The organism is Salmonella sp. SAL04214, from assembly GCF_046550615.1.
GTDB classification, from domain to species: domain Bacteria; phylum Pseudomonadota; class Gammaproteobacteria; order Enterobacterales; family Enterobacteriaceae; genus Salmonella; species Salmonella enterica.
In genome coordinates this window covers 86,384-105,547 of the sequence record NZ_JBGDXT010000004.1, presented here as the reverse complement: position 1 = coordinate 105,547, position 19,164 = coordinate 86,384, and the positions used below count along the sequence as shown (strand labels likewise).

The following is a 19,164-nucleotide window of genomic DNA, read 5'->3' as shown; positions in this document are numbered from 1 at the left end:
CTGCAAGGGAAATAGCGCACATTTTTACAGAAAGCCGCTTAGCGCTTGCGTACTTTAAGGTTAATTTAAGTTTGCGCCGTTATCATCAACGTTATTTTATGCCATTGTCTTAAATCTCTTCATGTTGCCGCCAAATAAGACAATACTGCTTTTCCTCTCTGTTACGCTGCATTTATGCTCAGTTTGCACGGGGATGAGCTGGCTATCCCTTTTGATTTCATTGCTCCGAGCCTGGATGTTATGCTGGAAAACCTTAACAACTCGCTGTTTTATTTTATTAACGCCACGCCTGATTCCGCGCAGTGGACGATTTCGCTCGCTATCTTTATCGCCAAAGATGTCATCAACATCGTCCCGCTCTTAGCCGTGGTACTCTGGCTGTGGGGGCCCCGCGATCGGGTCTGCGCCCAGCGTCAGCTGATCGTTAAAATCGGCATCGCGCTGATTATCAGTCTGGCGGTATCCTGGACAATGGGACACCTTTTCCCGCACGACCGTCCGTTTGTCGATCATATCGGCTATAACTTCCTGCATCATGCCGCCGATGACTCGTTCCCCAGCGATCACGGTACGGTGATTTTTACCTTTGCGCTGGCGTTTTTGTTCTGGCACCGCCTCTGGTCAGGCATCGTGATGATGGCGATAGCCATGACCATCGCCTGGTCGCGCGTCTATCTCGGCGTACACTGGCCGTTAGATATGATTGGCGCGCTGCTGGTAGCGATGCTTGGCTGCCTGAGCGCACAGCTGATCTGGCAATGGTACGGCGCGCCGCTCTACCAGGCGCTGCAACGTTGTTACCGTTTCTGTTTCGCATTGCCCATTCGAAAAGGCTGGGTACGTGACTAAATAGCGAAAAAAAGAGTAATATTAAGCGCTCTGTATGGTGCGGAGCGCTTATTTAACTCTCCAGGGGAACTATGGAAACGCGACGCGACGAGCGTATTGGTCAATTGCTGCAGGCCTTAAAACGCAGCGATAAACTTCATCTAAAAGAAGCCGCGACCCTGTTGGGCGTCTCTGAAATGACCATTCGTCGCGACCTGAACCATAAAAGCGCGCCTGTCGTGTTGCTGGGCGGCTATATCGTACTGGAGCCCCGCAGCGCCAGTCATTATCTGTTAAGCGATCAAAAATCTCGTCTGGTGGAAGAAAAACGCCGAGCCGCTCAGTTGGCTGCGGGCCTGGTACAAGCGCATCAGACGGTATTTATTGACTGTGGCACCACCACGCCGTGGATCATCGAAGCCATTGATAATGACCTTCCCTTTACGGCGGTGTGCTATTCACTTAATACCTTCCTGGCGCTGCAGGACAAACCCCATTGCCGCGCCATCCTCAGCGGCGGGGAGTTTCACGCCAGCAACGCCATTTTCAAGCCGCTTGATTTCCATGAAACGTTAAACAATATTTGTCCGGATATCGCGTTTTATTCCGCCGCCGGAGTTCATACCAGTAAAGGCGCTACCTGCTTTAATCTGGAAGAGCTGCCGGTAAAACATTGGGCAATGACAATGGCACAGAGCCATGTACTGGTGGTGGATCACAGTAAATTCGGCAAGGTACGTCCGGCGCGGATGGGGGAATTATCACGCTTTGATACGATTATCAGCGACCGCCGTCCCGATGAGGCCTTTGTGGCCTACGCTAAAGCGCAACAAATTACTCTGATGTATTAACTGCCCGTTGCCGGATGCGACGCGCACCCGGCAACGGAGTTATTTTACGAGAACCAACTGCCAAACCACTGATGGAGTTTCATCAGCACAAAATCCCACATCCGGCTGAAAAATCCCCCCTCCTCGACGTTTTCCATCACCATTAACGGGCGTTGCTCAATGGATTTTCCGTTAAGCTGGAAATCGATGGTGCCGACAACCTGCCCTTTCTTCAACGGCGCCGTGAGCTGTGGTTCGTTCAACGTAAAGCTGGCCTTCAGGTTTTTAAGCTGCCCACGCGGAATCGTCACAGACCCCGCATCGCCCGCCCCCAAATTGACCTCACGCTTATCGCCAAACCAGACCCGTTGCGTCACGAATGTCGCGTCAGGTTTAATCGGCGTGACCGTTTCAAAGAAGCGGAAACCCCAGGTCAGCAGTTTTTCTGACTCATTAAAACGAATACGGTCCGTTTTCGCCCCCAGCACGACAGAGATCAGGCGCATATCGCCCTGGGTGGCGGAGGCGACAAGGTTATACCCAGCCCCTGCCGTTGTCCCCGTTTTCATGCCGTCGACATGCAGATTGGTGCTCCACAACAGGCGGTTGCGGTTCGGTTGACGAATATTATTAAAAGTAAATTCTTTCTCTTTATGAATGGCGTATTCGTCAGGCACATCGTGAATCAAGGCCTTGCCGAGCAACGCCATATCGCGAGCGGTACTGAACTGCCCTGGAGCATCAAGACCGTGTACCGTCTGGAAGGTTGTATTCGTTAACCCCAGTCGTTTCGCATAGGCGTTCATCAGGCCGATAAAGGACTCCTGGCTTCCGGCGACGTAGTCGGCAAGCGCGATACAGGCATCATTACCTGACTGAATGATGATGCCTTTATTAAGATCCGCAACCGACACCTGATCGCCTGGCTTCAGAAACATCACCGACGACCCACGTAGCGCCGGGTTCCCCGTCGCCCAGGCATCTTTGCCCACCGTCACCATATCGGTCAGCTTGATTTTCCCTGCCTTCAGCGCCTGGCCCACCACGTAGCTGGTCATAATTTTTGTCAAACTGGCAGGGTCGAGTTTCTCATCGGCGTTGCCTTCCGCCAGTACTTTACCGCTGGCGTAATCCATTAAGATCCAGGCTCGCGCATCAACGCCCGGCGGCGCGATCGTTTGTTCCTCTGCCTTTACAGGCGAAGCGAAAAGGAATAAGAGAACCGAACCTGCCGCGAGGCTACGAAGGGAAGAAGCGTATTGCGTCATAGTACCACCCGAGTATCCATTCCAAAAACACACGTCACACCACCGTGTAATAAGTGCGGTGAGTAATAACGCACTCACGACGTTAAAGAAACCGTAACTTGGTAAAGTTTTTAAAGTTTATGCAATAACATCCCGTTACGCTTCCTTCATAACGATTTTTTTACAGACCATTGTGTAAATGTTAGGTTTATCTCACGGTAGGCCGATTACTGTCATCATCCTGATAAAACAGAAGGGGTTAATATGATTACGCTGTGGGGCCGGAACAACTCGACTAATGTTAAAAAAGTGTTGTGGACGCTTGAAGAGCTGGAACTGCCATACGATCAAATTCTGGCAGGCGGAAAATACGGCGTTAACCAGGATGCCGACTATCTGGCGATGAATCCTAATGGGCTGGTGCCGCTGCTTAAAGATGATGAAACCGACCTGTTATTGTGGGAATCCAATGCCATTGTCCGCTATCTGGCGGCGCAATACGGCCAGAACCGGCTATGGGTTGATAATCCGGCGCGGCGTGCGGAGGGCGAAAAATGGATGGACTGGGCGAATCAAACGTTGAGCCCGGCGCACCGCGTGATCCTGATGGGACTGGTCAGAACCCCGCCGGAAAAACGCGACCAGGCGGCAATTGAAGCCGGTATCGAAAAGTGTGACAGCCTTTTTGCGCTTCTTGATGATGCTCTGGCCCACCAGCCGTGGTTCTCCGGGGATAACTTTGGCACCGGCGATATCGCTATTGCGCCTTTCGTCTATAACCTGTTGAACGTGGGTCTGAAATGGACGCCGCGCCCGAATCTGGAACGCTGGTATCAACAGCTTACCGAGCGCCCTGCTTTTCGCAAAGTGGTGATGATCCCGGTGACCTAACGCGTGGCTGCAGGACTTACCTTGAGTAACTGCCCGTCGGACTCATCGGTTAACACATATAAGTAGCCGTCAGGTCCGACACGCACATCCCGAATACGCTGCTTTCTGTCACCCAGAATACGGCCTTCTTCCGTCACCGTATTGCCATCGACGCGCATCACAATGACCTCTTTATCTTTTAGCGCGCCGATAAACAGTTTGTGCCGCCACGGCGCAAAAACGTCGCTGGCATAAAAAGCCATCCCGCTGATCGCCGGAGAATCCTTCCAGTAGTAAACCGGTTGCTCCGTTCCCTCGACAATTTCACCTTTGGCTTCCGGCACTTTCAGACCACTATAGTTGACGCCCCATGTGGCCAGCGGCCAGCCATAATTTTTGCCTTTTTCCGGGATGTTAATTTCATCGCCGCCGCGCGGACCGTGTTCATGCAGCCATAGCGCGCCGCTCCAGGGATTGATGGCCAGCCCCTGCGGATTACGAATACCGTAAGACCAGATTTCCGGACGCGCGCCCGCCTGATGCACAAACGGATTATCCGGCGGAATTTCGCCCTGTCCGGTCAGGCGCACCAGCTTACCCTGTAATTTATCCAAATCCTGCGCGGTAGCGCGCTGGTTATTTTCACCCAGGGCAATAAAAAGAAACCCTTGCGCATCGAATACCATACGTCCGCCGAAATGGTTGCCGGTAGACAGCTTAGGCATCTGGCGAAACACGGTACGAAAATGCTCCAGACGCTGAAGATCGTCGCTCAGCCGTCCAAAACCGACTGCCGTACCGGCGTTTCCTTCGCGGTCAGCTTCAGCATAGCTCAGCCAGACGCGGCGCGACTGGGCAAAGTCAGGCGCCAGCACGACGTCCAGCAAACCTCCCTGCCCGTTTGCCCACACTTTCGGTACGCCAGCCAGCGGATCGGAAAGTCCCTTCCCCGTCTGCCAGTGGCGCAGTTGTCCCCCTTTCAGGGTAATGAGCATCCCACGGTTATCCGGCAAAAAAGCCAGCGACCACGGGTGATCGAGTCGGGTTTGCAGCACCTCAACGTTCACCGGCGCAAGATTGGCGTTCGCCCATGAAGAGAAAAGAGAGAATGAAACTATCGCGAGAAGTATTCGACGCATACCGCCTCCTTCAGGGCTCTGCGTTAAAGCGTAGTCAGCATCGCAAGAGGTCGGGTTTATTTTTACAAAACATTAAGCGGCGCGGTCCGGTAAAAAGGGGGAGTCGCCTCCCCCTTATTCAGACCTGTGTAAGCGGTGAATGTGCTTTCAGACTCTGAATACTCAGCGTCAAAGTTGTCAGACAGTTTTCAAGTTTATCTGCGTTGACGGCAATAAAGGTCGGACAATCATGGTGTCCGCTCATTAAACAAACGGCGGCGGCCGCAAGCGCGCCTTCGGCACGGCGCAGCGCGTTCCACTCTTCCTGATCGAGATGCAGTCCCTGCCGTAAAGCGTGATCGTGGAGCTCGCGATTCAGTTCAAAAAAATTGTCACGCAGAGTGTCACTTTCGCTGACTGACATATACCCCTTCGCTTTTCGCAATTGCAGATAAGCGGCAAGATCGATACGCGCGTTTATCAGCTTGTTGAGAAGATCGGTTCTCAGTCTGTCAACGACCATACCTTTTTTCCTCCTCTTTTCTACCAGGGTTCAACTTAATAGTATGGTCGTTTTTTAGACAAAGGGGTGTCAGAGATCAAGAATTTTCTTAGAATTGCCCTTTTTCACCTTTTGCTGATAACCACAACGGTTGATGCCGCCGCTCCTGATGAGATTGCGATACAATTTTTGTTCGGATATCTGTAGAATCCCTGCCCTGACCATTCCAATAAATGAACACTTTTTAAGCTATGAGTAATGTAACCCACCAGCCAAAGATCGGCTTCGTTTCCCTGGGCTGTCCGAAAAACCTCGTTGATTCGGAACGCATCCTGACTGAGCTGCGTACCGAAGGCTATGACGTTGTGCCACGCTATGACGATGCGGATATGGTTATCGTTAATACCTGTGGCTTTATTGACAGCGCGGTACAAGAGTCGCTGGAAGCCATTGGCGAAGCGCTGAACGAAAACGGTAAGGTAATCGTCACCGGCTGCCTGGGCGCAAAAGAAGATCAGATCCGCGAAGTGCATCCGAAAGTACTGGAAATCACCGGGCCGCATAGCTATGAGCAAGTTCTGCAGCACGTACATCATTACGTACCGAAGCCGAAGCACAATCCATTTTTAAGCCTCGTACCGGAACAGGGTGTAAAACTGACGCCGCGCCATTATGCGTATCTGAAAATTTCTGAAGGCTGTAATCACCGCTGCACGTTCTGCATCATCCCGTCGATGCGCGGGGATCTGGTCAGCCGTCCGATTGGCGACGTATTAAGCGAAGCGAAACGTCTGGTTGATGCCGGGGTCAAAGAGATTCTGGTGATTTCGCAAGATACCTCCGCCTACGGCGTAGATGTGAAGCACCGCACCGGATTCCATAATGGCGAACCGGTGAAAACCAGTATGGTGAGCCTGTGCGAGCAGTTATCAAAACTGGGCGTCTGGACACGTCTGCACTACGTCTACCCCTACCCACACGTTGATGATGTGATTCCGCTAATGGCGGAAGGCAAAATCCTGCCTTATCTGGACATTCCGCTGCAACATGCCAGCCCGCGGATTCTTAAACTGATGAAACGTCCTGGTTCCGTTGACCGCCAGCTGGCGCGCATTAAGCAGTGGCGCGAAATCTGCCCGGAACTGACCCTACGCTCCACCTTTATTGTCGGCTTCCCCGGCGAAACGGAAGAAGACTTCCAGATGCTGCTCGACTTCCTGAAAGAGGCGCGCCTCGATCGTGTAGGCTGCTTCAAGTACAGCCCGGTGGAAGGCGCAGGCGCGAATGAGCTGCCGGATCAGGTGCCGGAAGAGGTGAAAGAAGAGCGCTGGAACCGCTTTATGCAACTGCAACAGCAAATCTCCGCTGAGCGCTTGCAGGAAAAAGTGGGCCGCGAAATTCTGGTGATCGTCGATGAGGTTGACGAAGAAGGCGCTATCGGGCGTAGCATGGCGGATGCGCCGGAAATTGACGGCGCGGTCTATTTGAACGGCGAAACCAACGTCAAGCCGGGCGATATCGTGCGCGTGAAAGTGGAAAACGCCGACGAATATGATTTGTGGGGCAGTCGGGTTTAACGCCACCTCCCCCGGCGCGGGTGCCGGATGTGTTATCCCGCCTGACGAGGCCGTTCCAGGCCCGCCAGGCGTCAACGCCACCGGGCTGGCTTACCCCTTAATCTTCGGGTCCAGCGCATCGCGCAACCCGTCGCCTAACAGGTTAAACGCCAGCACAGTCAGGAAAATCGCCACCGCTGGGAAGAGCGCTACGTGCGGCGCGATGACCATATCCGCCCGCGCTTCATTGAGCATCGCTCCCCACTCCGGCGTTGGCGGCTGCGCGCCTAATCCGAGAAATGACAGGCTTGCCGCGGAAATAATTGACGTACCGATACGCATCGTAAAGAAAACCACAATTGACGAGACCGTTCCCGGCAAGATATGGCTAAACAAAATCGTCGTGTCGCTGGCGCCGATACTGCGGGCAGACTCAATAAACGTCTGCTGTTTTAAGACCAAAGTATTTCCGCGCACCAGACGAGCAAACGCCGGAATAGAGAAAATCGCCACCGCAACAATCACGTTAGCAATACCGCTGCCTAACACCGCCACAACGGCAATCGCCAGCAAAATGCCGGGGAAGGCGAACAGCACATCGCAAATGCGCATAATGAAACGATCCCACCAGCCTTCATAATATCCCGCCAGCAATCCCAACACCGTACCGATTATCGCGCCGATAAATACCGCGAACACGCCCGCCGCCAGTGAGATCTGCGCCCCAACGAGAACCCGGCTAAAGATGTCTCTTCCCAGCGAGTCAACGCCAAACCAGTGCTGCAAAGAGGGGCCATTGTTCAGGCTATCGTAGTCAAAATAGTTTTCCGCATCGTAGGGCGTCAGCCAACGGGCAAAAATCGCCACCAGAATTAACACCAGTACGAATCCCCCGGCGACCAACGCGACATGCTGGCGGCGAAAACGACGCCAGAACTCCCGCCACGGCGTGCGTATCTGGTCGGGTTTTACCACCGGCATAGCATGTAAAATCGCCTGACGGCGCCAGTTAAATAATCGCATCCTTACTTATACCTGATAGCCGGATTAATGGCGGCATAGAGGACATCCACCACTAAGTTGATAAGAATAAATTCCAGAGAAAACAGCAGCACTTCTGCCTGAATCACGGGGTAGTCGCGCATGTCGACGGAGTCGACCAGTAATCGCCCAAGCCCCGGCCAGTTAAACACTTTTTCAACGACGATCGAGCCGCCAAGCAGAAAGCCAAATTGCAGTCCCATCATGGTGACGACCGGGATCATTGCATTGCGCAGGCCATGTTTTAACACCACCCACGTTTCACTGACGCCTTTCGCCCGCGCGGTCCTCATGTAATCCTCGCTCAGGACATCGACAAACGAGGAGCGCGTAAAACGCGCCATGACGGATGCCACCGCCGCGCCAAGCGTCAGGGAGGGTAAAATATAATGTTGCCAGCTATCCGCCCCCACGGTCGGTAGCCAGCCCAGATCCACGGAAAAAATCTGCATTAACAACATTCCCAGCGCAAAAGCCGGAAAAGAAATGCCGGTCACGGCAAGCGTCATTCCTAACCGGTCAGGCCAGCGATTACGCCACACGGCGGCGGCGATGCCGATCGCCATGCCAAACAGCACCGCCCATATCATACTGGTTATCGTCAGCCACAGCGTCGGCAAAAAGCGGCTGGCGATCTCCTCAGAAACCGGGCGGCGGGAAACCATTGACGTACCGAAATCGCCTTGTAAAACATGGGTGATGTAACGCCAAAACTGGACATGAAGCGGCTGATCAAGCCCCAGCTGCTGACGAACCAGCGCGATCACCTGCGCGTCGGCTTCCGGTCCGGCTATCAGCCGCGCCGGGTCGCCGGGCAACAAATGAACAAATAAAAACACCAGCACTGCCACAATCAACAGCGTAGGAATTAATCCCAGCAGGCGCTTGAGAACATAGTTAAGCATTACACGAACCTTTTACCGGATGGCGGACAACGCGCGCGCCATCCAGCCCCATCGCATTACTTACTTCAAATCCGCATCGTCAAAGCTGAAACCGGTATCCGGCATAATCCAGAAACCGGTCAAATTTTTACTGTGCGCAGAAACCAATTTCTCCACCACCAACGGTATCCAGGGCGACTCTTTCCAGATAATATCCTGCGCCTCTTTGTACAATCGTGTTTTCTCCTGCGGATCGTTGGTCTTTAAGGCCGCCGCCAAATCGCTGTCGACCTGCTTGTTGCTGTAAAAAGCGGTATTAAACTGCGTCGGCGGCCAGTTTTGTGATGTGAAGAGCGGCGATAACGCCCAGTCAGCTTCGCCCGTCGACGCCGACCAGCCGGTATAGAACATTCGCACGCCGCTCTCTTTTTGCCCTTTGCCCTCAACTTCCGCGGCGCGCTGGCCGGCGTCCATCGCGGTTATCCGGGCTTTAATGCCAATCTGCGCCAGTTGCTGTTGGGTAAACTGCAACACTTTTTGCGCGGTGCTATGGTTGTGCGATGACCACAGTGTGGTACTGAAACCGTCTGGATACCCCGCCTCTTTCAACAGTTCGCGCGCTTTAGCCGGATCATAGGGCCACGGCTGATAGCTTTGCGCATAGGCTATCGACGGCGGCACCACGCCCGTCGCCGGCGTGGCGTATCCGGCAAACGCCACTTTAACCAGCGCCTGACGATTGATAGCGTAATTCAACGCCTCACGCACCTTAGGATTATCAAACGGTTTCTGCGTCACATTCATACTGATATAACGCTGCATAATGGACGGGCTGGCGACCAGTTCGAGGTTTTTATTTTTCGCCAGTAACGCGGCCTGCTCATAAGGGATAGGAAAAGCAAATTGCGCTTCGCCGGTTTGCAGCATCGCCGCGCGGGTATTGTTGTCAGTAACCGGACGCCAGGTAATAGAATCCAGCTTGGGTAAGCCCTGCTGCCAGTAACCGGCGAACTTTTTCACTTTGACAAAGTCGGTCTGATTCCAGGTTTCAAGCTGGTATGGACCGGTACCGACCGGATGAAAACCAATATCCTTGCCATATTTTTCCAGCGCTTGCGGCGAGATCATCGCCGTCGCCGGGTGCGCCAGAATATTAATGAAAGCGGAGAACGGCTGTTTCAGGGTAATTTTTACCGTTGCCGGGTCGACAACCTCCGTTTTTGCGATATTTTTATACAGGTTATAACGCTTGAGGTGGTTATCCGGATTGCTGGCGCGATCGAGATTCGCTTTCACCGCCGCCGCATCAAAATCCGCGCCGTCCTGAAATTTCACCCCCTGTCGTAGGGTAATGGTGTAGGTCAGACCGTCATCAGAAACGGTATAGCCTTTCGCCAGGACGTTTTTTACCTTCATGTCTTTATCCAGGCCAAACAGCCCCTGATAAAATGACTTCGCCACCGCCTGCGAGAGCGTATCGTTGGCGTCATACGGATCGAGCGTGGTGAAATTAGACCCTACCGCCACCACCACATCTTTGGCCGCCAGGGCCGGAAAAGCCGCAATGGATGAGGCCAGTCCCAGCGCCGCCAGCCATTTATGCGTAATAAATTGCGTCATGTTGTTCTCCTGAAACCCTGCCAGTCTGAATGTTATAAGCGCGAGAGCGCATTATCCTGCAGCGGCCGCGCAACATAATGTCCCGGCCCGACCAACTGTAATGAAACGGCGGGCGTCTCTTCGCCACGTTTATGAATATTGCTGGGTATATCATCTGATAGCAGAACGCGCCGCGGCCGGTGTCTGGAGGGATCAGCAACCGGCACCGCCGCCATCAATTTACGCGTATAAGGATGCTGCGGATTTTCAAAAACGGCGCGCCGCGGCCCCATTTCAACAATTTGACCAAGATACATCACCGCCACGCGATGGCTAATTCGCTCCACGACCGCCATATCATGCGAAATAAACAGGTAGGCGATCCCCATTTCCCGTTGTAAATCGAGCAGTAAATTAATGATCTGTCCGCGAACGGAAACATCCAGCGCGGAGACCGCCTCATCAGCAATAATCACTTTAGGATTCAATGCCAGCGCGCGAGCAATGCAGATGCGCTGACGTTGACCGCCGGAAAACTCGTGCGGATAACGCCAGGCATGTTCAGGACGTAATCCGACACGCTCAAGCAGCCAGGCCACGCGCTTTGCCGCAGCGTCCCCCTGCCCCAGACCATGAATCCGTAAAGGTTCCATAATGGAATACCCCACGGTCTGGCGCGGGTCGAGCGAGGCGTAAGGGTCCTGGAAAATACACTGAATATCGCGGCGCAACGGCTGGAGTTTACCCGCAGACAGCGTGTCAATGCGCTGGCCGTTAAAGATAATCTCCCCCTGCCGGGATTCAACCAACCGCAACAGCGCGCGTCCGGTCGTCGATTTTCCGCTACCGGACTCGCCCACCAGCGATAGCGTTTCGCCGGGCCAGAGATCGAAACTGATATTCTCGACGGCATGAACTTCACGCGTAATACGGTTAAAGAGACCGCTACGCAGCGGGAATCGCGCCACCAGCCCCCGAACCTGGAGAATAGGTTCGCCTTCCACCACCGTGTCTTGCTCAATCTGCGATTCATAAAGGGCCGGTTCGTCAGCGGAAATCAACGGGAAACGGCGTGGCAGCGAGTGGCCGCGCATCGCGCCAAGCTGAGGGACGGCCGCCAGTAACGTTTGGGTATAAGGATGCGTCGGCGCATGGAAAATCTGCTCTACGCTGCCGGTTTCCACGGCCTCGCCCTGATACATCACCAGCACGCGATCGGCGATATCCGCCACGACGCCCATGTCGTGGGTGATAAAAATCACGCCCATCGACATCTCTTGCTGCAACACTTTGATAAGTTGCAGAATTTGCGCCTGGATAGTGACATCCAGCGCCGTGGTGGGTTCATCGGCAATCAATACCGCCGGACGACAGGATAGCGCCATCGCGATCATGACTCGCTGGCGCATCCCGCCGGAAAGCTGATGCGGATAACGCGATAAAAACGCCTGCGACTCCGGGATCCGTACCTGATCGAGCATACGTTTCGCTTCCGCCAGCGCCTCTTCGTGGCTGGCGCCCTGATGCAAACGAATAGATTCGGCAATTTGCTCGCCAACGGTAAATACCGGGTTGAGCGAGGTCATTGGCTCCTGGAAAATCATGGCGATATCCGCGCCGCGCACACGCCGCATCTGCGCGTCACTCTGCTCAGACAGCTCAATCACCTGGCGATTACGCCGACGCAACAGCATTTCGCCGCAGCGCACGTTCGCGCCCGACTGCTCAATCAGCCGCATTAACGCCAGCGCCGTCACCGATTTTCCCGATCCCGACTCGCCGACAATCGCCAGAGTCTCTCCACGCTTCAGGCGTAATGACACATTACGCACGGCGTCTACCTGTTGCCCTTCGTGGTGAAACGCGATATTCAGGCCACTGACGGACAGAACATCGCGGCTATCCAGTTCATCGCTGTGCGGCACCTGCGGCTCCTTATTCCCGGTAAATTCCTGTGGTAGGCGTATCCCCGGCATATCCCCAGGCGCGATACATCCCTTCGCTGTTAAACGGCAACGCGACATTACCTTCGTGATCAACGGCGATTAATCCACCGCTGCCGCCCAGCGCCGGTAATTTTTCCATCACCACGCGCTCACAGGCGTCGGCAAGGCTGAGTCCGCCATATTCCATCAATGCGGCGATATCGTAAGCCGCGAGCGTGCGAATAAAGACCTCTCCCGTTCCGGTACAGGAAACGGCGACGCTGGCGTTGTTGGCATAACACCCGGCGCCGACCAGCGGGCTGTCACCGACGCGCCCGGGCAATTTATTGGTCATCCCGCCGGTAGACGTTGCCGCCGCCAGATTGCCGAATTTATCCCGCGCCACCGCGCCGACTGTACCCATTTTTTTCGTTTCGTCCAGCGGCGCGCCGCTGTGATCGAGCGCCATTTCGCCCGCCGCACGCGCCGCCAGCAATTGCTCGTAACGCGCCGGGGTGGAAAAGATATCCGGCGAAACGCGCGCCATCCCCTGTGAAAAGGCAAAGTTTTCCGCCCCTTCCCCCACCATGAGTACATGCGGGCTGCGCTCCATCACCAGTCTGGCGGCGAGCACAGGATGGCGAACATGACTCACGCCCGCGACGGCTCCGGCTTTCAGGGTATTGCCGTCCATCACGCAGGCATCCAGTTCATGAGTCCCGTCTCGGGTATAGACCGCGCCGATACCCGCATTGAAGAGCGGACACGCTTCCAGCAGGCGCACCGCTTCCGTCACTACATCAAGCGCGCTGTCACCCGCTTCCAGCATCTTTTGCCCGCTTTCAACAATCTCTGACAACGCCTGGATATAGCGTAGCTCCTGCTCATGGCTCATTTGCGCGCGAGCAATCGCGCCTGCGCCGCCGTGAATCGCAATCACTGCTTTATTCATTTTTAGGGTCCATTACGGTGGCACACAACTTTTACTATAACTATCAGAATTGTTGTGAGTTATTCATTCGATTTTTGAATATAGAAAGATGCGTAAGGTATGTAAAGGCGCAAGGCTGTCTCTAAGACCGAGGTAGCATACTGCCCGCCACTGTTTTCTGACATAATAGCCGGATTCGATTTTGCCTCGCAGGAGTATGTTCATGGAATTTTCCGCCGGATTGATGCCGCTTGAAACGGCGCTGACCCAGATGCTTTCACGTATTACCCCGCTCACCGCCGTAGAAACGTTGCCGCTGGTGAACTGCTTTGGCCGCATCCTGGCGACCGATATCGTATCTCCCCTTGATGTCCCCGGCTTTGATAATTCAGCTATGGATGGTTATGCGGTACGCGTGGCGGATTTGTCTGCCGATAAGCCGCTGCCCGTCGCCGGCAAAGCATTTGCCGGTCAGCCTTACCAGGGAGAGTGGCCTGCGGGCACCTGCATTCGCATTATGACCGGCGCCCCGGTGCCGACAGGTTGCGAGGCGGTAGTTATGCAAGAGCAGACGGAACAAACCGATGACGGCGTGCGTTTTACCGCCGATGTTCGTTGCGGACAAAACATCCGCCGCCGCGGCGAGGATATTCGCCAGGATGCGGTGGTCTTTCCGGCCGGTACGCGCCTGACTACTGCCGAACTGCCGGTGCTGGCGTCGCTGGGAATTGCCGATGCGCAGGTTGTACGTAAAGTGCGCGTAGCGCTGTTCTCGACCGGCGACGAGCTCCAGCTTCCGGGCCAGCCGCTGGAGGCGGGACAAATTTATGACACTAACCGTTTAACCATACATTTGATGCTGCAACAGCTTGGCTGCGAAGTGATCAATTTAGGCATTATTCCTGACGATCCTGGTAAGCTCCGCGCCGCGTTTATCGACGCCGACAGCCAGGCCGATGTAGTGATAAGCTCCGGCGGCGTCTCGGTTGGTGAAGCGGACTATACCAAAACCATCCTTGAGGAGTTGGGCGAAATCGCCTTCTGGAAGCTGGCTATCAAGCCAGGCAAACCGTTTGCCTTCGGCAAACTCAGTAATAGCTGGTTCTGTGGCCTGCCGGGGAATCCAGTCTCTGCGGCGCTCACTTTTTATCAACTGGTTCAGCCTTTACTGGCGAAGCTTGGCGGCAACACGGCAAGCGCTGTACCGCCGCGCCAGCGTGTACGCACAGCATCTCGCCTGAAGAAAACGCCGGGACGTCTCGATTTCCAGCGCGGCATCCTGCAACGTAGCGCCAACGGCGAACTGGAGGTCACGACCACCGGGCACCAGGGTTCACATATTTTCAGCTCGTTTAGTCTGGGCAACTGCTTTATTGTGCTGGAGCGTGAACGCGGCAATGTTGAGCCGGGAGAATGGGTGGAAGTCGAGCCGTTTAATGCTCTGTTCGGAGGCCTGTAATGGCGGAACTTAGCGACCAGGAGATGCTGCGCTATAACCGACAAATTATTCTGCGCGGCTTCGATTTTGAAGGGCAGGAAGCGTTAAAAGATGCGCGGGTATTAGTGGTCGGGCTGGGCGGACTCGGCTGCGCGGCAACGCAGTATCTGGCCGGCGCTGGCGTCGGGCAACTGACGCTACTCGATTTTGATACCGTTTCCGTTTCCAATCTCCAGCGTCAAACCTTGCACAGCGACGCCACGGTCGGGCAGCCAAAGGTAGAGTCCGCCCGCGACGCGCTGGCGCGAATCAACCCGCATATTACCATTACGCCCGTTAACGCGCGGCTGGACGACGACGCCATGACCAGCCTGATTGCCGGGCATTCGCTGGTACTGGACTGTACCGATAACGTTAGCGTACGTAATCAACTTAACGCCGGGTGCTATACCGCGAAAGTGCCGCTAATCTCCGGCGCGGCAATTCGTATGGAAGGACAAGTTACCGTCTTTACGTATCGGGAAAACGAACCCTGTTACCGCTGCCTGAGCCGTCTGTTTGGCGAAAACGCTCTGACCTGCGTAGAGGCAGGGGTGATGGCGCCGCTGATTGGCGTGATCGGTTCGCTACAGGCAATGGAGGCCATTAAGCTGCTGGCGCATTACGGTCAGCCCGCTAGCGGAAAAATCGTCATGTACGATGCGATGACCTGTCAGTTCCGCGAAATGAAGTTAATGCGCAACCCCGGCTGTGAAGTCTGCGGACAGTAGCCACTTTACGGATAAACATACCGAAGCACGGTTTATGGCCGTGCTGTATCAACAGATAATTACTGTCATCAGACGCAAAGCCAGCTTACCCAAGCTCCGACTGACGATCGGCTCAAGCAGCGCGGCATCATCTTAAACGCCATACCACAACCTCAAACCGTGATGTTGTACCTCATTTAACGCCTCTTTGTCAGAACCTCTCCATTCGTTGACGCACATCAAGATAACTTTCATTCGAAAGTAATTTAATCTTTATATGAAATAAGAGGGGCCGTTTATGATCTTCAATATTCAGCGCTATTCTACCCACGATGGCCCCGGTATCCGTACCGTAGTATTTCTCAAAGGCTGTTCGTTGGGCTGTCGCTGGTGCCAGAACCCGGAAAGCCGCGCCCGCGCTCAGGATCTGTTATACGACGCGCGGCTGTGTCTCGAAGGATGCGACCTGTGCGCGCAAGCCGCGCCGGACGTCATTGAGCGCGCGCTAAACGGCCTGCTCATCCATCGCGAAAAACTGACCGACGCCCATTTTTCCGTCCTGGCGCATTGCTGCCCCACACAGGCGTTAACCGTGTGCGGCGAAATAAAAAGCGTAGATGAGATCATGGCGACGGTACTGCGCGATAAACCTTTTTACGATCGCAGCGGCGGCGGTCTTACGCTTTCCGGCGGCGAACCGTTTATGCAGCCGGAACTGGCGGCAGAGCTGTTTAAAGCCAGCCATGACGCCGGTATTCATACTGCGGTTGAGACCTGTCTGCATGTCCCATGGAAATACATTGCGCCCTCACTGCCTTATATCGATCTGTTTCTGGCTGATTTGAAACATGTCGCCGACGGGCCGTTTAAGCAGTGGACCGATGGCAGCGCCTCGCGGGTGCTGGAAAATCTCAGGAAACTCGCCGCCGCGGGCAAAAAAATGGTGATTCGCGTCCCGCTGATTCAGGGATTTAATGCCGATGAGGAGACCATTAAAGCCATTACCGACTTTGCCGCCGACGAACTGCACGTCGGGGAAATTCATTTTCTGCCCTACCACACGCTGGGCATCAATAAATACCACTTACTCAGTCAGCCCTATCATGCCCCGGATAAACCACTGGATGCGCCGGCGTTACTTGATTTTGCCCAGAAGTACGCCTGCCAAAAAGGTTTAACCGCGACCCTACGAGGATAATTATCATGACCCAACTGAAACTGGACACGCTCAGTGACCGCATTAAGGCGCACAAAACCGCGCTGGTACATATCGTGAAACCGCCGGTCTGTACCGAACGCGCGCAGCATTATACCGAAATGTACCAGCAGCATCTGGATAAACCGATTCCGGTACGCCGCGCGCTGGCGCTGGCCCATCACCTGGCGGAACGCACTATCTGGATAAAACACGATGAACTGATCGTCGGCAACCAGGCAAGTGAAGTCCGCGCCGCGCCGATTTTCCCGGAATATACCGTCTCGTGGATTGAAAAAGAGATCGACGACCTGGCGGACCGGCCCGGCGCAGGTTTTTCCGTAAGTGAAGAAAACAAACGTATTCTGCACGACGTCTGTCCGTGGTGGCGCGGTCAAACCGTCCAGGATCGCTGCTACGGCATGTTTACCGATGAACAAAAAGGGCTTCTGGCGACTGGCATTATCAAAGCCGAAGGCAATATGACTTCCGGTGACGCGCACCTGGCGGTGAACTTCCCGCTGCTGCTGGAAAAAGGGCTTGATGGCCTGCGCGATAAAGTCGCCGAGCGCCGCTCACGCATCAACCTGACCGTGCTGGAAGATCTGCATGGCGAGCAGTTCCTGAAGGCGATTGATATTGTGCTGGACGCGGTAAGCCAGCACATCACGCGCTTTGCCGCGCTGGCGCGCCAGATGGCAGGCGAAGAGTCCCGTGAAAGCCGTCGTAAAGAGCTACTTACCATCGCCGAAAACTGCGAGGTGATCGCCCACCAACCGCCGCAGACCTTCTGGCAAGCACTGCAATTGTGCTACTTCATCCAACTGATTCTACAAATTGAGTCTAACGGGCACTCGGTGTCATTTGGTCGTATGGACCAGTATCTTTACCCCTATTATCGTCGCGATGTCGAACTAAACCAGACGCTGGATCGTGAGCACGCCATTGAACTGCTGCACAGCTGCTGGCTGAAACTGCTGGAAGTCAACAAGATCCGCTCCGGTTCGCACTCTAAAGCTTCCGCAGGCAGCCCGCTGTATCAAAACGTCACCATTGGCGGTCAGAATCTCATCAACGGTCAGCCAGTGGACGCAGTGAATCCGCTGTCTTACGCCATTCTGGAGTCCTGCGGACGTTTGCGTTCTACCCAGCCCAACCTCAGTGTGCGTTATCACGCCGGAATGAGTAACGATTTCCTTGACGCCTGCGTCCAGGTCATCCGCTGCGGCTTTGGGATGCCGGCGTTTAACAATGATGAAATCGTCATCCCGGAATTTATCAAGTTGGGGATCGAACCGCAGGACGCTTACGATTATGCGGCGATCGGCTGTATCGAAACCGCCGTCGGCGGGAAATGGGGTTATCGCTGCACCGGCATGAGCTTTATTAACTTCGCCCGCGTCATGCTGGCGGCGCTGGAAGGCGGTCGCGACGCCACCAGCGGCAAGGTATTTCTGCCGCAGGAAAAGGCGCTCTCCGCAGGCAACTTTAACAATTTTGACGAAGTGATGGCCGCCTGGGATACCCAAATTCGCTACTACACGCGCAAATCGATCGAAATTGAGTATGTGGTCGACACCATGTTGGAAGAGAACGTCCACGATATTCTCTGCTCAGCGCTGGTAGACGACTGTATTGAACGCGCGAAGAGTATCAAGCAAGGCGGCGCTAAATATGACTGGGTATCCGGTCTTCAGGTCGGTATCGCCAACCTGGGCAACAGCCTCGCCGCCGTGAAAAAACTGGTCTTCGAACAGGGCGTTATCGGTCAACAGCAGCTTGCCGCCGCGCTGGCCGATGACTTTGACGGGCTGACTCACGAGCAGTTGCGCCAGCGTCTGATTAACGGCGCGCCGAAGTACGGTAACGACGATGACAGTGTCGATACCCTGCTGGCTCGCGCTTATCAGACCTATATTGATGAGCTGAAGCAGTACCATAACCCGCGCTACGGTCGTGGCCCTGTGGGCGGCAACTATTACGCCGGTACGTCCTCTATCTCAGCAAACGTGCCATTTGGCGCCGCGACTATGGCAACCCCGGATGGCCGCAAAGCGCATACGCCGCTGGCGGAAGGCGCAAGCCCTGCATCAGGTACGGATCATCTCGGCCCGACGGCGGTGATTGGTTCCGTAGGCAAATTACCTACCGGTTCCATTCTCGGCGGCGTGCTGCTCAACCAGAAACTGAACCCAACGACGCTGGAAAACGAATCCGACAAACAGAAACTGATGGTTCTGCTACGGACGTTCTTTGAGGTGCATAAAGGCTGGCATATTCAGTACAACATCGTGTCACGCGAAACGCTGCTGGATGCGAAAAAACATCCGGACCAGTACCGCGATCTGGTCGTGCGTGTGGCAGGCTACTCCGCCTTCTTCACCGCGCTGTCGCCGGATGCGCAGGACGATATCATCGCCCGTACCGAACATATGCTGTAATTTTCCCTGG

Annotated in this window: 16 protein-coding genes; 8 read left to right on the top strand and 8 right to left on the bottom strand. The window is 54.7% G+C overall.

Going from position 1 to position 19,164, the window contains the following annotated elements:
- Positions 1 to 240: 240 nt before the first annotated feature.
- A complete protein-coding gene (ybjG, locus tag ACLJQD_RS08705; RefSeq protein WP_023181381.1) occupies positions 241 to 849 on the top strand; it encodes an undecaprenyl-diphosphate phosphatase in 609 nt (202 codons plus the stop codon).
- 71 nt (positions 850 to 920) lie between these two features.
- A complete protein-coding gene (gene deoR / locus ACLJQD_RS08700) occupies positions 921 to 1,679 on the top strand; it encodes a DNA-binding transcriptional repressor DeoR (protein ID WP_000450106.1) in 759 nt (252 codons plus the stop codon).
- A 44-nt stretch (positions 1,680 to 1,723) separates the two neighbouring features.
- Here the strand turns inward: deoR and dacC are convergent, their stop codons facing one another.
- A complete protein-coding gene (gene dacC / locus ACLJQD_RS08695) occupies positions 1,724 to 2,926 on the bottom strand; it encodes a serine-type D-Ala-D-Ala carboxypeptidase (RefSeq protein ID WP_000195712.1) in 1,203 nt (400 codons plus the stop codon).
- A gap of 243 nt (positions 2,927 to 3,169) precedes the next feature.
- Between dacC and ACLJQD_RS08690 the strand changes: the two genes are divergently transcribed.
- Positions 3,170 to 3,796: a glutathione S-transferase family protein gene (locus tag ACLJQD_RS08690; protein WP_000631916.1), complete on the top strand. Its 627-nt coding sequence runs from the start codon at positions 3,170 to 3,172 to the stop codon at positions 3,794 to 3,796.
- On the opposite strand, the gene ACLJQD_RS08685 is transcribed toward ACLJQD_RS08690, so the two are convergent.
- Positions 3,793 to 4,914, bottom strand: a complete 1,122-nt coding sequence (locus ACLJQD_RS08685; protein WP_017441945.1) for a PQQ-dependent sugar dehydrogenase — start codon at positions 4,912 to 4,914, stop codon at positions 3,793 to 3,795. The two genes, ACLJQD_RS08690 and ACLJQD_RS08685, sit on opposite strands and share 4 nt — an antisense overlap.
- Positions 4,915 to 5,032: 118 nt before the next feature.
- Positions 5,033 to 5,416, bottom strand: coding sequence for a biofilm formation regulator BssR (bssR, locus tag ACLJQD_RS08680; protein ID WP_000259651.1), 384 nt, complete (start codon positions 5,414 to 5,416; stop codon positions 5,033 to 5,035).
- A 230-nt stretch (positions 5,417 to 5,646) separates the two neighbouring features.
- Between bssR and rimO the strand changes: the two genes are divergently transcribed.
- A complete protein-coding gene (gene rimO, locus ACLJQD_RS08675) occupies positions 5,647 to 6,972 on the top strand; it encodes a 30S ribosomal protein S12 methylthiotransferase RimO (protein ID WP_000073317.1) in 1,326 nt (441 codons plus the stop codon).
- A 90-nt stretch (positions 6,973 to 7,062) separates the two neighbouring features.
- On the opposite strand, the gene gsiD is transcribed toward rimO, so the two are convergent.
- The 5 genes from gsiD to iaaA are packed head-to-tail and all read right to left on the bottom strand — an operon-like array spanning position 7,063 to position 13,352.
- Positions 7,063 to 7,974 (bottom strand): glutathione ABC transporter permease GsiD, encoded by a 912-nt coding sequence (gene gsiD / locus ACLJQD_RS08670; RefSeq protein WP_001628718.1) that lies wholly within the window; start codon positions 7,972 to 7,974, stop codon positions 7,063 to 7,065.
- A 2-nt stretch (positions 7,975 to 7,976) separates the two neighbouring features.
- On the bottom strand, positions 7,977 to 8,897 hold the full coding sequence (gsiC, locus tag ACLJQD_RS08665; protein ID WP_000936067.1) for a glutathione ABC transporter permease GsiC: 921 nt from the start codon (positions 8,895 to 8,897) through the stop codon (positions 7,977 to 7,979).
- A gap of 60 nt (positions 8,898 to 8,957) precedes the next feature.
- A complete protein-coding gene (gene gsiB / locus ACLJQD_RS08660; protein WP_017441944.1) occupies positions 8,958 to 10,496 on the bottom strand; it encodes a glutathione ABC transporter substrate-binding protein GsiB in 1,539 nt (512 codons plus the stop codon).
- A 32-nt stretch (positions 10,497 to 10,528) separates the two neighbouring features.
- Complete coding sequence (gene gsiA / locus ACLJQD_RS08655; RefSeq protein ID WP_017441943.1) at positions 10,529 to 12,400, bottom strand: glutathione ABC transporter ATP-binding protein GsiA; 1,872 nt, start codon at positions 12,398 to 12,400, stop codon at positions 10,529 to 10,531.
- A gap of 10 nt (positions 12,401 to 12,410) precedes the next feature.
- Positions 12,411 to 13,352, bottom strand: coding sequence for a beta-aspartyl-peptidase (iaaA, locus tag ACLJQD_RS08650; protein WP_001030503.1), 942 nt, complete (start codon positions 13,350 to 13,352; stop codon positions 12,411 to 12,413).
- 202 nt (positions 13,353 to 13,554) lie between these two features.
- Here iaaA and moeA point away from each other — a divergent pair, with 202 nt between their 5' ends.
- The 4 genes from moeA (at position 13,555) to ACLJQD_RS08630 (ending at position 19,154) form a co-directional block, all read left to right on the top strand.
- Positions 13,555 to 14,790, top strand: a complete 1,236-nt coding sequence (gene moeA, locus ACLJQD_RS08645; RefSeq protein ID WP_000395800.1) for a molybdopterin molybdotransferase MoeA — start codon at positions 13,555 to 13,557, stop codon at positions 14,788 to 14,790.
- Positions 14,790 to 15,539, top strand: a complete 750-nt coding sequence (gene moeB / locus ACLJQD_RS08640) for a molybdopterin-synthase adenylyltransferase MoeB (RefSeq protein ID WP_000829280.1) — start codon at positions 14,790 to 14,792, stop codon at positions 15,537 to 15,539. The genes moeA and moeB overlap by 1 nt, the downstream gene beginning before the upstream one ends.
- 277 nt (positions 15,540 to 15,816) lie before the next feature.
- A complete protein-coding gene (locus ACLJQD_RS08635; protein WP_000576954.1) occupies positions 15,817 to 16,716 on the top strand; it encodes a glycyl-radical enzyme activating protein in 900 nt (299 codons plus the stop codon).
- A 5-nt stretch (positions 16,717 to 16,721) separates the two neighbouring features.
- Positions 16,722 to 19,154 (top strand): glycyl radical protein, encoded by a 2,433-nt coding sequence (locus ACLJQD_RS08630; RefSeq protein WP_000192667.1) that lies wholly within the window; start codon positions 16,722 to 16,724, stop codon positions 19,152 to 19,154.
- The last annotated feature ends 10 nt before the right edge of the window (positions 19,155 to 19,164 follow it).